10 protein-coding genes and 1 pseudogene are annotated in these 15,315 nt (G+C 61.0%); 5 read left to right on the top strand and 6 right to left on the bottom strand.

The window, feature by feature from the left end; translation table 11 throughout:
- Positions 1–44: 44 nt before the first annotated feature.
- On the top strand, positions 45–692 hold the full coding sequence (gene msrA, locus PCOSP_RS02340) for a peptide-methionine (S)-S-oxide reductase MsrA (protein ID WP_041024603.1): 648 nt from the start codon (positions 45–47) through the stop codon (positions 690–692).
- A gap of 275 nt (positions 693–967) precedes the next feature.
- Here the strand turns inward: msrA and PCOSP_RS02335 are convergent, their stop codons facing one another.
- The 3 genes from PCOSP_RS02335 to PCOSP_RS02325 form a co-directional block, all read right to left on the bottom strand.
- Positions 968–1,807, bottom strand: coding sequence for a 23S rRNA (adenine(2030)-N(6))-methyltransferase RlmJ (locus tag PCOSP_RS02335; RefSeq protein ID WP_139646860.1), 840 nt, complete (start codon positions 1,805–1,807; stop codon positions 968–970).
- Between the two features lie 84 nt (positions 1,808–1,891).
- Positions 1,892–2,623 (bottom strand): DUF4123 domain-containing protein, encoded by a 732-nt coding sequence (locus PCOSP_RS02330; protein ID WP_139646862.1) that lies wholly within the window; start codon positions 2,621–2,623, stop codon positions 1,892–1,894.
- The gene (locus PCOSP_RS02325; RefSeq protein ID WP_464710226.1) at positions 2,620–4,677 is read right to left on the bottom strand and encodes a type VI secretion system Vgr family protein; all 2,058 of its coding nucleotides are present in this window, start codon (positions 4,675–4,677) and stop codon (positions 2,620–2,622) included. The genes PCOSP_RS02330 and PCOSP_RS02325 overlap by 4 nt, the downstream gene beginning before the upstream one ends.
- Before the next feature lie 262 nt (positions 4,678–4,939).
- Here PCOSP_RS02325 and PCOSP_RS02320 point away from each other — a divergent pair, with 262 nt between their 5' ends.
- On the top strand, positions 4,940–5,434 hold the full coding sequence (locus PCOSP_RS02320; RefSeq protein ID WP_464710225.1) for a DUF2165 family protein: 495 nt from the start codon (positions 4,940–4,942) through the stop codon (positions 5,432–5,434).
- A 146-nt stretch (positions 5,435–5,580) separates the two neighbouring features.
- Here PCOSP_RS02320 and putP read toward each other — a convergent pair whose 3' ends face one another.
- Complete coding sequence (gene putP / locus PCOSP_RS02315) at positions 5,581–7,065, bottom strand: sodium/proline symporter PutP (protein WP_175361815.1); 1,485 nt, start codon at positions 7,063–7,065, stop codon at positions 5,581–5,583.
- A gap of 457 nt (positions 7,066–7,522) precedes the next feature.
- On the opposite strand from putP, the gene putA reads away from it, so the two are divergent.
- Positions 7,523–11,476: a trifunctional transcriptional regulator/proline dehydrogenase/L-glutamate gamma-semialdehyde dehydrogenase gene (gene putA / locus PCOSP_RS02310; protein ID WP_464710224.1), complete on the top strand. Its 3,954-nt coding sequence runs from the start codon at positions 7,523–7,525 to the stop codon at positions 11,474–11,476.
- A 242-nt stretch (positions 11,477–11,718) separates the two neighbouring features.
- Positions 11,719–13,521 (top strand): acyl-CoA dehydrogenase, encoded by a 1,803-nt coding sequence (locus tag PCOSP_RS02305; protein ID WP_464710223.1) that lies wholly within the window; start codon positions 11,719–11,721, stop codon positions 13,519–13,521.
- A gap of 263 nt (positions 13,522–13,784) precedes the next feature.
- On the opposite strand, the gene PCOSP_RS02300 is transcribed toward PCOSP_RS02305, so the two are convergent.
- Together PCOSP_RS02300 and PCOSP_RS02295 are read right to left on the bottom strand one after the other, a co-directional pair.
- Positions 13,785–14,087 carry a cell division protein ZapA gene (locus PCOSP_RS02300; RefSeq protein ID WP_139646875.1) on the bottom strand — a complete coding sequence of 101 codons (303 nt, stop codon included), beginning with the start codon at positions 14,085–14,087 and terminating at the stop codon, positions 13,785–13,787.
- Entirely contained in the window at positions 14,084–14,314 is a 231-nt protein-coding gene (locus PCOSP_RS02295; protein WP_041024593.1) for a hypothetical protein, read from the bottom strand. The genes PCOSP_RS02300 and PCOSP_RS02295 overlap by 4 nt, the downstream gene beginning before the upstream one ends.
- A gap of 256 nt (positions 14,315–14,570) precedes the next feature.
- Between PCOSP_RS02295 and PCOSP_RS02290 the strand changes: the two are divergent.
- A pseudogene (locus PCOSP_RS02290) lies at positions 14,571–15,293 on the top strand (MCP four helix bundle domain-containing protein); the annotation flags it as partial.
- Between the last annotated feature and the right edge of the window lie 22 nt (positions 15,294–15,315).

Here is a 15,315-nt window from a genome sequence, read left to right as displayed (position 1 = left end):
ATTGCTTGAACTCGCTCAACTCAATCTGACTGAGAGGACTGATGATGGCCCTGCGCTCGGAAATTCTGGTGAACAAAAACGTGCTCCCTACTCAAGAACAAGCTCTGCCTGGCCGTGAAACCCCGATCAAGGTTCCGGATCAGCATTTCGTCAACGGCAACCCGCTGCTCGGCCCGTTTCCGGGCAACGTAGAATTCGCGATTTTCGGCCTGGGCTGCTTCTGGGGCGCGGAACGTCGCTTCTGGCAACGTGATGGGGTGTACAGCACCTCAGTGGGCTACGCCGGCGGCTTCACCCCCAACCCGACCTACGAAGAGGTCTGCTCGGGCCTGACCGGCCACAGCGAAGTGGTATTGGTGGTCTACGAACCGGAAAAGGTCAGCTACGAAGAACTGCTGGCAATGTTCTGGGAACTGCATAACCCAACCCAGGGCATGCGCCAGGGCAACGACATTGGCACCCAATATCGCTCGGTAATCTATTGCACCAAGCCCGAGCAACTGGAAGCGGCGAAGAAGAGCAAGGCGGTGTTCCAGGCTGAACTGACCAAGGCCGGCCTCGGTGAAATCACCACCGAAATCGATGAAGCGCCGACGTTCTACTACGCTGAGGCTTACCACCAACAGTACCTGGCGAAGAACCCCGAGGGCTATTGCGGGATTGGCGGGACGGGCGTGACCTGCCCGATCTGACTTTCGAGCCTCGAAAAGCTTCGCGAGCAAGCCCGCTCCCACAAGTGATTTGTGTTCAGACGCCGATACCCGAATCACCCGGATCAATGTGGGAGCGAGCCTGCTCGCGATGGCGGCGGCATGGTCAACACCAATGCAAGCTGACCCACCGCTATCGCGAGCAGGCTCGCTCCCACAGGGGATTTGTGTTCAGGCGCATACCGGATTCTTCCGAATCAGTGTGGGAGCGAGCCTGCTCGCGATGGCGCCCTGCCAGACAGCATCAAACTCGCGGATCAGCGCTCGGCAATCAACCAATCCATCTGCCAGCCACCTTGGGTCTGGCCAAGCTTTTTCGACAGCCACGGCAGCAACTCACGCAATTCCTCCTCCAACCCCCATGGCGGGTTGGCAATCGCCAGGCCGGAGCCGTTCAGGCTGTCGGGCGTGGCGAGTGGATGTACCAGCAATTCCACTCGCAACAGCTTTGGCGCGCCCGTGCCGGCCAGGTCCTGGTAGAAGCGACGCAACATCCGCTGATCCTTCACCGGGTACCAGATCGCTGCCACCGTCTGACGCATCCGGCCAATGGCCTCCTTGAGGGAGGTGGCGCAGCGTTGCATTTCGTCGAGCTTCTCGAAGGGCGGATCGATCAGCATCAAGCCGCGCTTTTCCGCCACCGGCAGCAAGGCGCGAGGCACGTGCCAACCTTCACCCAGATGCACCGCCACACGGCGGTCGCCCTTCATGTTGTCCTTGAGCAGCACACCGTCTTCAGGGTGTTTTTCATTGAGCAAGACCCGATCCTGCGGGCGCGTCAGACGCCGCGCCAACTCCGGCGAGCCCGGGTAATAGCGCAACTGTCCGTCTGGGTTCATCTCGCGCAGCACATTCATGTAGTCGGCGGTCAGCGGCGGTAGATCGTCCTGCCCCCACAAGCGCGCGATGCCTTCCAGGTATTCACCGGTACGATTGGCCTGGTCGCCCTGCAAGTCATATAACCCGATGCCCGCATGGGTATCGAGGTAGGCGAACGGCTGCTCCTTGCGAGCCATCAGCGCGATCAGGCGGGTCAAGGTCAGGTGTTTGAACACATCGGCGTGATTACCGGCGTGGAAGGCGTGGCGATAGTTCATGGCGGCTCCTGCGAAGGGCGACGAGTTTACCGCGAAGCGCGTCGAACGTCAGGGTTTCGCAGCCGAGCGGGCACAGGCATCTACTCAGCCGAACTCTTGCATCAGGTACCCAGGCAGTTGCGCCTTTACCCCATGAACCGCCCCATGCACCTCAAGAAAATGTGCAATCTTGCGCCGCAGGATGCGCTCGTCGACCCGCTCGGACAGGTACGGATGCTCCTCGCCCAACCACCTGAGCAGGTTATCCAGCAGGCAGTCCGTCGTGCCACCCGTCAATGTTTTCAACAGCAAGGCTGGCACCTCCCACCAGGGGAACGCTCGTGGCGGCCGTTGAACATTTCCCATGATCTCCAAGGGCCGACCGTTGATCAGGCAACGACTGATGACCGGCAGCAACTGTCCGGCATCGACTTCGTCGGATTGCAGGAGAGGCAGCACATAACGTCCATCCCAAAAGCGAAAAAAGGCCGATCGGCCGCCAGGCAACAGCACCTGGGTGAGCCCACGCAAATGTTCGACAAGGACTTCCTGCCCCACCGAGGACACCGCCAACCACCCCCAATCGAGCGAGTCGGTCGTCGCAACCCAATGAAGAAAATCACTGTCCGCAGCGACCACGCCGACATAAGGCATGACAGGTTCCCAGTCGGCATAAGGCGTCTCGGCCCAGATCGGACTGGGGCCAAGCGCCATCGAACGCCTCCAGGTCGCCAACGGCATGGCGTCGCTGGCATTGCTGAAGATGGCGAACAGCTGCTCGGACGCTTGCAACGGGCGCTGTCGAAGCCAAGCGTGGGGCGACTGACCCGTACTCATGGACGCTCCTGAATATCAGCCAGCCCGGAAAGCGCGGACAACGGCGCACAGACGCCGTCCTTGCACCGCTCACACTCCTCGCAGAACGGCGCCTGGCCTTGCAGGCTGAGGATTTGCGCCAATGACAGTGGAGCGGCTACGGCGGCCACAAGCCTTTCGGGATGACCCGGCGAACCCGGCGCGGCGCTTGTGACCGCCATCGGCCCACCACCGACCTCGATGGGCACACTGCTGAAAATCCCCCCCGCACCGATGCTGATCCAGTGTCCACCGGCCTGGATGGTCGCGCTGGCGCCGCCGTCCAGCACGATCTGCTGACCAGCGCTGACATGGAAATGCTGGCTGGCACTGACCGCCTGACGGGCCACGCGAATGTGCCGCTCGCCAGTCACCACCAAATGATCGTCTTGCCTGACTTCAACCTGGCGCCGCCCATGAGTGATACGCAACTCTTCGGCCTTGAGTTCATGCCGCGCCGTGCCGCAGACCACAACGCTGCGCTCGTGATCGACCTGCACGCGCTGGTCATGGAGCACATGCTGGGTCCAGTTTCGCTGGGCCCGCAGGTAGATCTCCTCGGCACCCTTGCGGTCCTCGATCCGCAGCTCGTTGTAACCGCCCCCGCCGGGGCTGCTCTGGCTGCGCAATATGCTGCGTGTCTTATCCGCCGGCAGATCCAGCGGCAACGGGTTGGCACCGTTGGGCAAGCAACCCACCACCAGTGGCTTGTCCACATCGCCATCCATGAACCCCACCAGAACCTCCATGCCGACCCGGGGAATCATCACGCCGCCATATCGATCATGGGCCCAGCCGGTGGCCACCCGCAGCCAGCAACTGGAATGCTCGTCACGCTTGCCGTCGCGATCCCAGATCATCTGCACCTTGATCCGTCCGAACTCGTCGCAATGAATTTCGCTGTCAACAGGCCCGCTCACCACCGCAGGCTGATAGCCGTGGGCGGGAGGCTTCTCATGAAGCAGCGGCGGACGAAAGAAAACGTCCCACGGCGTCGCCAGAAAGGTATTGCTATAGCCTTGAAACTCATCCTCGCCATCCGCGACCGTGTCCTCCAGCACTTGCGGCTGGCGACCCCGGTGGGTGATCTGCGTCAGCAGCCACAGGTCGTTCCACTGTGCCCGCGGGTGCCCATCGATTTGCATGAAGTGCCCACTGACGAGTGCGCATTGGTCGCTGCGCCCTTCGGCCAGGCGGCATTCAGCGCCATGACGCTCCAAGGCGCGCCGGGTCAGGTGCCGACCATGCTCGCGGTCGGAAAAAAGACCGGGGTAGCGATAGTCCTCCAGCACGGGTTGCTGCTGGCTGTCGAGGCTGGTTTGCAAGGACAGGCTGGGGTTGCGGAAATCGTAATCGCACAGTGTCACAACGCTGGTCCGGGTCTGGAGTCGAACAGCCAGCCGCTTGATCGACGGCGCCCCCGCAGCCATGCCACTGCCCGGCAGATACAGCGTCGACTCGGGCAAGCGGGGGAACACCGTCTGGTCGTCGCCAAAAACCAGCAGGTGGCCGTCGGGGCTGTGGCGGAAGTGGTAATGAATACCGACCTCGGCACAGATCCGCTCGATGAACGCCAGATCACTTTCACCGTATTGCACACAGTATTCCCGCTCGGGGTATTGCCCGCCGAGGCTGAACTGAAACGCATCGCCATGGATGCCATGGTCCTTCAAGACCTGCGCAATGATCGACGGCACGCTCAAGTGCTGGAAAATCCGCCGGTTGATACGGTGACGCAGGTACGCCAGGCGCGGCACCAGGCTGATCTGGTAACGGGTCAGGCGCTTGCCCGAATCGCCCTGGGCTACGCTGTAGACCTGGCCGTGGATGCCACGCCCCTGTTGATCGAAGGTCAGGTAGGCCTGGCGATGCAGTAGCGCCTCCAATGCCAGGTCCGGTCGTTCGCTCACCAGTTCCAGGTCAAAGCGATAGGGTTGGCTGATGGTTTCCTGGCCCGTGAACTCAAGCACCTTTAGCTCATTTGGCCCGCTGTCGAGCGTCAGGGTGAAACGCGGTGAGTTGGCAGGCGCGAACATCCGATGTATCTCAGCAGAATGAAAGGCGGGCGATTCTGCATGAGCCAAGCGGAGAGTTGACGGGACGTCATGAAAAACAGATTTACCTTACAAACAGGGGGATAGAAGCTGCAAAAGCGCGCTGTATTTTCCGATAGACACTTTCTGCGTCACGACCAGCCGTCGCACGAATGAATCCGTGGTTTCTTACACCAAGACGGCACTCGGTACTTCACGTGAGCGTGATAACGTTCCGTTGTCGCAAAAAGCAAAGGACGCCCCCATGACGGCACGTTACGCAAAATTCGCAATGATCCTGGCACTCGCCGCGTTCGCCTTCCTGACCGTGTTCAACAATGTCACGGACTACCGCTCCAACTTCAATTTCGTCCAGCACGTGCTGAGCATGGATACCACTTTCCCGGATAACGCCGCCCGTTACCGCGCCATCACCCAGCCATGGCTGTGGCACGGCGCCTACTGGCTGATCATCCTCGGCGAAGCGATCACGGCCGGGCTGCTGGGTTATGGTGCCCTGGAGTTGTGGTTGGCACGCCGAGCCGATGCCAGGGTTTTCGCGCAAGCCAAACGCTGGGGCATCGCCGGCCTGACGGTGGGATTCTTCGTCTGGTTCTTTGGTTTCATGGTCATCGGTGGCGAATGGTTTCTGATGTGGCAATCGGAAATCTGGAATGGCCAGGATGCCGCGTTCAGGTTCTACATGGCGCTACTGGGCGTTTTGATCTTTCTCAATCAACCCGATGCAGATTCGCACTGACGCGCCGCTATCGCGAGCAGGCCCGCTCCCACAAGGATTGGCGATGTCCCCAGGAGATCACGCATAAAAAACGGCCCGCCTCCATTGGCGACGGGCCGTTTCTCGGTACAACCTTCAGCGAGCCATCAGTGCCTCGCCGAACAGACTTACTGATTCAGGCGGAAATCTTTTTCGGCCGCTTCGAAGCGCTGCAGCATACCGGTGGTAGGCGCGCCCATCTTGCTGACGAAGTAGATGGCCAGGCTGGCGAAGATGAAGCCCGGGATGATTTCGTACAGGCCCAGCAGCTCGAAGTGCTTCCAGACGATCACGGTAACCGCCCCCACCAGGATCCCGGCCAATGCGCCGTTACGGGTCATGTTTTTCCAGATCACGGAGATCAGGACCACAGGACCGAAAGCGGCACCGAAACCGGCCCAAGCGTAGCTCACCAGACCCAGCACACGGTTGCTCGGGTTGGCAGCCAGGGCAATGGCGACCAACGCCACCAGCAGCACCATGGCACGACCGACCCAGACCAGTTCCACCTGGGAAGCGCTCTTGCGCAGGAAAGTCTTGTAGAAGTCTTCGGTCAGGGCGCTGGAGCACACCAACAACTGGCAGCTCAAGGTACTCATCACGGCTGCCAGGATGGCCGACAGCAGTACACCGGCAATCCAGGGGTTGAAGAGGATCTTCGCCAACTCGATGAACACGCGCTCAGGGTTCTCGGTCACAGGGCCCGCCACATCCGGATGTGCAGAGAAGTACGCGATGCCGAAGAAGCCGACGGCCACGGTGCCGCCCAGGCACAGGATCATCCAGGTCATGGAGATACGACGGGCCTTGGCGATGGACTTGACCGAATCAGCGGCCATGAAGCGCGCCAGGATGTGCGGCTGGCCGAAGTAGCCCAGGCCCCAGCCCATCAGCGAGATGATGCCGATGAAGGTGGTATTCTTCAGCATGTCGAACGACGTCGGGTCTTTCGCCTCGATGGCCAGGAACGTGGTGTCCACGCCGCCGGTGGCCAGCAATACGATGATCGGTGTCAGGATCAGCGCGAAGATCATCAGGGTGGCTTGTACCGTATCGGTCCAGCTCACAGCCAGGAAACCACCCACGAAGGTGTAGGCGATGGTCGCTGCGGCACCGGCCCACAATGCGGTCTCGTAGGACATGCCGAAAGTGCTTTCGAACAGGCGGGCACCGGCCACGATGCCGGAAGCGCAATAGATGGTGAAGAACACCAGGATCACCACCGCAGAGATGATGCGCAGCAGGCCGCTCTTGTCTTCGAAACGGCTGGCGAAGTAATCCGGCAGCGTCAGCGCGTCGCCGTTATGTTCGGTCTGTACCCGCAGGCGACCGGCGACGAACAGCCAGTTCAGGTAGGCACCGATGACCAGGCCGATGGCGATCCAGCTTTCCGACAGGCCGGACATATAGATGGCACCGGGCAAACCCATCAACAACCAGCCACTCATGTCCGAGGCACCGGCGGACAATGCGGTCACGACGCTGCCCAGGCTGCGGCCGCCCAGGATGTAATCGGAAAGGTTGTTGGTGGAGCGATAAGCCATCAGGCCGATCAGGACCATGGCTGCGATGTAGATCACGAAGGTGATCAGGGTAGGATTACTAACACTCATGAGTTACGCCCTGGCTTTGTTTTTATGTAGCGGTGGCAGAGAAAGCGTCGACAACAGACGTGTGGCGACGATTTGCAGGCCCGCGAATTTATGACTGATGTTTCCCCAGGAAAGCCATCAGCCGATGCCCCTCGGCTTGGAACCGGTTGCACCTTGGCCGCGAATGCTATTCAACAAACGAAATAAGGTGCAACCAGTTTCGTTCAAATCAGTTGCACCTGATCGGTTTTCTCGAAAAAACCGTGTTTTTTGCTCCCTTTTAGTGCAGACAACCAGGGTCAGCTAGAAGCCAAAGCACTAAGGCGGTGCGAGATAGGCGTGCCGGACTTTTATTCCTGACAGGCTGCTTAATATTTCGTCAAAAAAAGGGTTGCACCCGGTTGCACCTCAATCAGCGCGCAGCTAATCTTGCGCCAGCTGATGCCACGCCGTACGTGGTAAACATGAGGATAAAAATATGGCTACCACCACCCTTGGGGTCAAACTCGATGACCCGACCCGCGAACGCCTGAAGGCCGCCGCAACCTCGATTGATCGCACGCCTCACTGGCTGATCAAGCAGGCAATTTTCAATTACCTGGAAAAACTCGAGGGTGGTGCAACCCTGACCGAACTGAACGGCTCGGTCCGCGCAGAGGGCGACGACGCTGGCGATGTCCAGGTCGACCACGCCCACCAGTGCTTCCTGGAGTTTGCCGAGAGCATCCTGCCGCAATCGGTGCTGCGCGCCTCCATCACCGCCGCTTACCGTCGCCCCGAGCCGGAAGTGGTGCCGATGCTGATCGAACAGGCTCGCCTGCCGGCCGAAATGGCCGAAGCCACCAACAAGCTGGCGGCGTCGATTGCGGAAAAACTGCGCAACCAGAAAAGTGCTGGCGGTCGTGCCGGTATTGTCCAGGGCCTGCTGCAGGAATTCTCCCTGTCGTCCCAGGAAGGCGTGGCGCTGATGTGCCTGGCCGAAGCACTGCTGCGTATCCCGGACAAAGGCACACGCGATGCGTTGATCCGCGACAAGATCAGCACCGGCAACTGGCAACCGCACCTGGGCAACAGCCCGTCGCTGTTCGTCAATGCCGCGACCTGGGGCCTGCTGTTGACGGGCAAGCTGGTCGCCACCCACAACGAAGCAGGCCTGACGTCGTCCCTGAGCCGTATCATCGGTAAAAGCGGCGAGCCGATGATCCGCAAGGGCGTCGACATGGCCATGCGCCTGATGGGCGAGCAATTCGTCACCGGCGAAACCATCGCCGAAGCCCTGGCCAACGCCAGCAAATTCGAGTCCAAGGGTTTCCGCTATTCCTACGACATGCTGGGTGAAGCCGCACTCACCGAACATGACGCCCAGAAATACCTGGCCTCGTACGAACAAGCCATCCATTCGATCGGCAAGGCCTCCCATGGCCGCGGGATCTATGAAGGCCCTGGCATCTCCATCAAGCTGTCGGCCCTACATCCGCGCTACAGCCGCGCCCAGTACGAACGCGTCATGGAGGAGCTGTACCCACGCCTGCTGTCGCTGACCCTGTTGGCCAAGCAATACGACATCGGCCTGAACATCGACGCCGAAGAAGCCGACCGCCTCGAACTGTCCCTGGATCTGCTGGAGCGCCTGTGTTTCGAGCCGAAGCTGACTGGCTGGAACGGCATCGGTTTCGTCATCCAGGCGTACCAGAAGCGCTGCCCGTATGTGATCGACTACGTCATCGACCTGGCCCGCCGCAGCCGCCATCGCCTGATGATTCGCCTGGTAAAAGGCGCCTACTGGGACAGCGAGATCAAACGTGCCCAGGTCGAAGGCCTGGAAGGCTATCCGGTGTATACCCGCAAGGTGTACACCGACGTTTCCTACATCGCTTGCGCGCGCAAACTGCTGTCGGTGCCGGAAGTCATCTACCCGCAGTTCGCGACACACAACGCCCATACGCTGTCGGCCATCTATCACATTGCCGGTCAGAACTATTACCCGGGCCAGTATGAATTCCAGTGCCTGCACGGCATGGGCGAACCGCTGTACGAACAGGTTGTAGGCAAGGTTTCCGAAGGCAAGCTGAACCGTCCATGCCGCGTGTACGCACCAGTCGGCACCCACGAGACGCTGCTGGCCTACCTGGTTCGTCGCTTGCTGGAAAACGGCGCCAACACCTCGTTCGTCAACCGCATCGCCGACCAGTCGATTTCCATTCAGGAACTGGTGGCCGACCCGGTCGCCAGCATCGAGCAGATGGCGACCGTGGAAGGCGGTTTCGGCCTGCCGCACCCACGTATCCCACTGCCACGCGACCTGTACGGCAGCGAGCGCGCCAACTCCAGCGGCATCGACATGGCCAACGAACATCGCCTGGCCTCGCTGTCCTGCGCCCTGCTGGCGACAGCCCATAACGAATGGAAAGCCGCACCGATCCTCGGTTGCGCCGCCAGCGAAGAAACCCCGGCACCGGTGCTGAACCCATCCGACCACCGCGACGTGGTCGGCCACGTGCAGGAAGCCACGGTTGCAGACGTCGACAACGCCATCCAGTGCGCCCTCAACGCCGCACCGATCTGGCAAGCCACACCACCGGCGGAGCGCGCTGCGATTCTCGAGCGTGCCGCCGATCTGATGGAAGGCGAGATCCAGCCCCTGATGGGCCTGCTGGCCCGTGAAGCCGGCAAGACCTTCGCCAACGCCATCGCCGAGGTCCGTGAGGCGGTGGACTTCCTGCGCTACTACGCGGTGCAGGCGCGCAACGATTTCACCAACGATGCCCACCGCCCGTTGGGCCCCGTGGTCTGCATCAGCCCATGGAACTTCCCCCTGGCGATCTTCAGCGGCCAGGTCGCCGCCGCGTTGGCCGCCGGCAACCCGGTATTGGCCAAGCCGGCCGAACAAACGCCGCTGGTTGCCGCCCAAGCCGTACGCCTGCTGCTCGAAGCCGGCATTCCGGAAGGTGTGCTGCAACTGCTGCCGGGCCGTGGCGAAACCGTCGGCGCCCGATTGGTGGGCGATGAGCGGGTCAAGGGCGTGATGTTCACCGGTTCCACCGAAGTCGCCCGCCTGCTGCAACGCAACATCGCCGGTCGCCTGGACAATCAGGGTCGTCCGATCCCGCTGATCGCCGAAACCGGCGGCCAGAACGCCATGATCGTCGACTCCTCGGCCCTGACCGAACAAGTGGTGATCGACGTGGTGTCGTCGGCCTTCGACAGCGCCGGTCAGCGCTGCTCGGCCCTGCGAGTCCTATGCTTGCAGGAAGATTCAGCAGACCGTGTCATCGAAATGCTCAAGGGCGCCATGGCCGAATCCCGCCTCGGCAATCCCGAGCGCCTGTCCGTCGACATCGGTCCGGTGATCGATGCCGAAGCCAAGGCCGGCATCGAGAAGCACATCCAGGCCATGCGCGACAAAGGTCGCACCGTGTACCAGATGGCAATCGCCGACAGTGACGAGTGCAAGCGCGGCACCTTCGTGATGCCAACCCTCATCGAGCTGGAAAGCTTCGATGAGTTGCAGCGCGAGATCTTTGGTCCGGTGCTGCACGTGGTGCGCTACAAGCGCAAGGAGCTGGACCAGTTGATCAACCAGATCAATGCCTCCGGCTATGGCCTGACCCTGGGCGTGCACACCCGCATCGACGAAACCATCGCCAAGGTGATCGACAACGTCCATGCCGGCAACGTCTACGTGAACCGCAACATCGTCGGTGCCGTGGTCGGTGTACAGCCGTTCGGTGGTGAAGGCCTGTCGGGCACCGGTCCGAAGGCCGGTGGTCCGCTGTACCTGTACCGTTTGCTGTCGACACGACCGACCGATGCGATCCAGCAGTCCTTCGTCCGTAGCGACGCCGCCAGCGCACCGGACGTGCGCTTGCGCGAAGCCATGAGCAAACCGCTGACCGCCCTGCAAGCCTGGGCCGACAGCCAGAAGCTCGCCGAACTGAGCACTCTGTGCGTGCAGTTTGCGGCTCAATCGCAAAGCGGTATCACCCGCCAACTGACCGGCCCGACCGGCGAGCGCAACAGCTACGCCATCCTGCCACGCGAGCACGTGCTCTGCCTGGCCGACGTGGAAGGCGATCTGCTGACGCAACTGGCCGCCGTGCTGGCCGTGGGTGGCTCGGCCGTGTGGCCGGAAACCGACACGAGCAAGGCCTTGTTCGCACGCTTGCCGAAGGACATCCAGGCGCGCATCCAGCGTGTATCCGACTGGACCAAGGACGATGTGGTGTACGACGCGGTCCTGCATCACGGCGACTCGGATCAACTGCGCAGCGTTTGCCAGCAAGTGGCCAAGCGTGCCGGTGCCATCGTCGGCGTCCATGGCTTGTCCCAGGGGGAAACCGGCATCGCGCTGGAACGCCTGGTGATCGAGCGGGCGTTGAGCGTCAACACCGCTGCGGCGGGTGGTAACGCCAGCCTGATGACCATCGGTTAACGCCTTAGGCTGGGCAGCCGCAATGGTTGTCCAGCCTGCACAGCCTTGTGTGGGAGCGAGCCTGCTCGCGATAGCGTAGTCACATAAAAAACAGATGTGACTGACAGACTGTCATCGCGAGCAGGCTCGCTCCCACATTGATTAGCGTCGGCCTCACCTCTCCATCACTGCCATCAATCATCCTGTTCAGCCTCTATTCCCGGTTCTAGACTCGGCCCCATTCCAAAGAAAGGTAGGCCGCCATGTCCGAGACGTTGCTCAGTTCCCGTAATCTGGCTTTCGAGCTGTACGAAGTCCTCGATGCCGAGGGCCTGACCCAGCGCGAGCGGTTCGCCGAACACAATCGCGAAACCTTCGACGCGGCCATCGGCACGGCCCGCAGCATTGCCGAGAAATACTTCGCCCCCCACAACCGCAAGAACGATGAAAACGAACCACGCTACGAAGACGGCCAGGCCATTCTCATTCCAGAGGTGAAACCGGCCGTGGACGCCTTCCTCGAGGCTGGTTTCCTCAACGCCGCGCGCAGTTTCGAGGCCGGTGGCATGCAACTGCCCACGTTGCTGTCCCAGGCCTGCTTCGCCCACTTTCAATCCGCCAATGCCGCTTCAACCTCCTATCCGTTCCTGACCATGGGCGCGGCGAACCTGATCGAGAGCTTCGGCGACGAGGAGCAGAAACGCCGCTTTCTGCAACCGATGATCGAGGGTCGCTTCTTCGGCACCATGGCCCTGACCGAACCCCATGCGGGCTCTTCGCTATCGGATATTCGTACACGTGCAGAGCCGGCGTCCGATGGCACCTATCGACTCAAGGGCAACAAGATCTTCATTTCCGGAGGCGATCATCCGCTGTCGGAAAACATCGTGCACATGGTCCTGGCAAAGCTGCCGGAAGCTCCGCCTGGTGTTAAGGGCATCTCGCTGTTTATCGTGCCCAAGTTCCTGGTCAACGAGGACGGCAGCCTCGGCCAGCGCAACGACGTGCTCCTGGCCGGGCTGTTCCACAAAATGGGTTGGCGCGGGACCACTTCCACGGCGCTGAACTTTGGCGACAACGGTGAGTGTGTCGGATACCTCGTAGGAAAACCGCATCACGGATTGAGCTACATGTTCCAGATGATGAACGAGGCTCGGATCGGTGTCGGGATGGGCGCGGTGATGCTGGGTTACGCCGGCTATCTGTACTCCCTCGACTACGCCCGCGAACGCCCACAGGGACGGGTCCCCGACAGCAAGGACCCGACCACCGCCCCCGTGGCGATCATCCAGCATGCCGACGTGCGCCGCATGCTGCTGACCCAGAAGGCCTACGTTGAAGGCTCGTTCGACCTGGGCCTGTACGCGGCCCGGCTGTTCGACGACACCACCACCCTAGAAAGCGAAGCCGAGCGTCGACGGGCCCATGAACTGCTGGACCTGCTGACCCCGGTCGTCAAATCCTGGCCCTCGGAGTTTTGCCTGAAGGCCAACGAGTTGGCGATCCAGATCCTCGGCGGTCATGGCTACACCCGTGAGTACCCGGTCGAGCAGTATTATCGCGACAACCGCCTGAACCCGATCCATGAGGGCACCCACGGTATCCAGTCCCTGGACCTGCTGGGCCGCAAGCTGGCGCAGAACGGCGGTGCCGGGCTCAAGCAACTGATCCGCCTGGTGGCCGACACCAGCGAACGCGCCCAGGTCTACGAATCATTGACGCCCCTGCGTCAGCCACTGGAAGCCCTGGTGGCGCGCCTGCAATCGGTCACCCTCGGCCTGCTGACGGACCTGGCCCAAGGCAAGGTCAACAGCAGCCTTGCCAACTCGGCGCTGTACCTCAAGGTGTTCGGCCATATGGTCATCGGCTGGCGCTGGCTGGAGCAGGCGATCCGTGCCGAGGAAGGCCTGGCCAAGGGCAACGCCGCAGATCACGATTTCTATCAGGGCAAGCTGCAAGCGGCCCGGTACTTCCTGACCTGGGAAATACCGGGTTGTCATCATGAGCTGGCGCTGCTTGAGGCACGGGATGACACGTGCCTGGAGATGCGGGGCGAGTGGTTCTGAGGCGGGTCGATCTGGCTATACCCGATCCCATTGTGGGAGCGGGCCTGCTCGCGAAGAGGGCCTTACAGCCGACCTGTTTCTCCCCAGCCGTACCCGATCCATTGTGGGAGCGAGCCTGCTCGCGATGGCGGCCTGACAGCCGACCTGTTTCTTCCCAGCTATACCCGATCTATTGTGGGACGAGGTACGACCCAAGGCCTTCAGGCCGCCTGTGCGAGCAAGGGTGTACCCACAATGAGATGCAGGGCCGGCAGACATAACAATCAGGCCTGCTGAATCGTCTTGGAAATGACATCGACCGTGGCATCGACCTGCTCCTGGCAACGGTCGAGTTCTGCCTGGTGCTGCTTTTGCATTTCTATCTGCTGCGAGCACAGGTTCATGGCCGCCAGCACCAACAGACGATCGCCGATCAGCGTCGGATACTTTCTCTTGGTATCGGCCAGGGCAGCCTTGAGCATTGCAGCGGCGTCCAACAGGGTCTGTTCCTGCCCGGCCGGCGCCTTGATCGAATAGTCTTCTCCCAGGATCGAGACGACCGTCACCCCATCGGCACGGTGCTTCATGCGCTGACAGGACCGGTGCTGGCCCGCTCGATCAAGGCCTGGATACGGGCGGCGGTAGTGCCGTGGAGTTCTTCCTGTTCCATCAGGCTCAATTGCAGGCTTTCATTTTCATCCTTGGCCCTGGCAAGTTCCGCGCTCAGGGTTTCGTTCAGGCCGGTGAGGTGACGATTCTGTTGCACCAGGTCATTGACCAGTTGCTCCAGCTGGCTGAGGGATGTTTCCAACATATTGATTTCCAGGCTTTTTCAGGGGCGCGTACGATAAAGAAAAGTCACCGCCGATGCCATGGCTTGCAGGACGACGGTGCTTCGCTGGCGAGTTGTAGAGACTGCGAATGGGGAATCTGGTTCCTGCCCTTCGTCGCACCGACGATGTGGCTGTGTGACAAAAGCACGCAGCAGCCTCAAGACTTCAATCCCATGACCGATAAGTCAGTGACACCAGCCATAGCCCGCACGGACGCGCTTCTTCCCGGTACCTTCCATGTCCCTACGTAATATGAATATCGCGCCGCGGGCGTTCCTGGGTTTTGCCCTGATCGGCGCCCTGATGCTGGCGCTTGGGGTGTTCGCCCTGACCCAGATGAGCAAAATCCGCAGTTCCGGCGAAAACATCGTCGAGAACAGCGTGCCCAGCATCCAGGCCCTGGACGAATTCACCCAGCTCACCCTGCGCCTGCGCGTATTGTCCTATCGCTTGCTGGTCAACCGCGAGCCGGATATCCAACAGAAAACCTTTGAGCTGTTCGAACAACGCAACCAGCAGATCCGCGCGGCCCAGACCGCCTATGAAAAACTCATCAGCGCCCCTGAAGAGCGGGCCGCTTATGACCAGTACGTGCAATTGCTGGGTCAGTATCGTCAGCTCGAAGAGCGGATGAAGACACTGTCACGCAACAATCAGATCGATGAATTGCGCACACTGCTCAACACTGAGCTGCTGAGTAATTCCGACGCCATCAATGTTGTCATCAACCGGTTGATGGAAATCAACAATCAGCAAGCCGAAGCGCTCAACCAAGGTGCGACGCAACAGTACTCGACAGCTTTCAACTGGGTCGTCGCGCTACTGGTCATCGCCACCGGCCTGACCCTGTTGTTTGCCTGGCTGCTGACCAACAGCATTACCCGCCCGATTGGCAGCGCCCTGAGTGCCGCCGAGGAAATCGCCAAGGGCAACCTGACCCGACCGATCACCGTGGATGGCAATGACGAAGCCGGTCGCCTGC

The organism is Pseudomonas sp. MAFF 730105, assembly GCF_055380705.1.
This window is presented reverse-complemented; position numbering and strand designations above follow the sequence as displayed.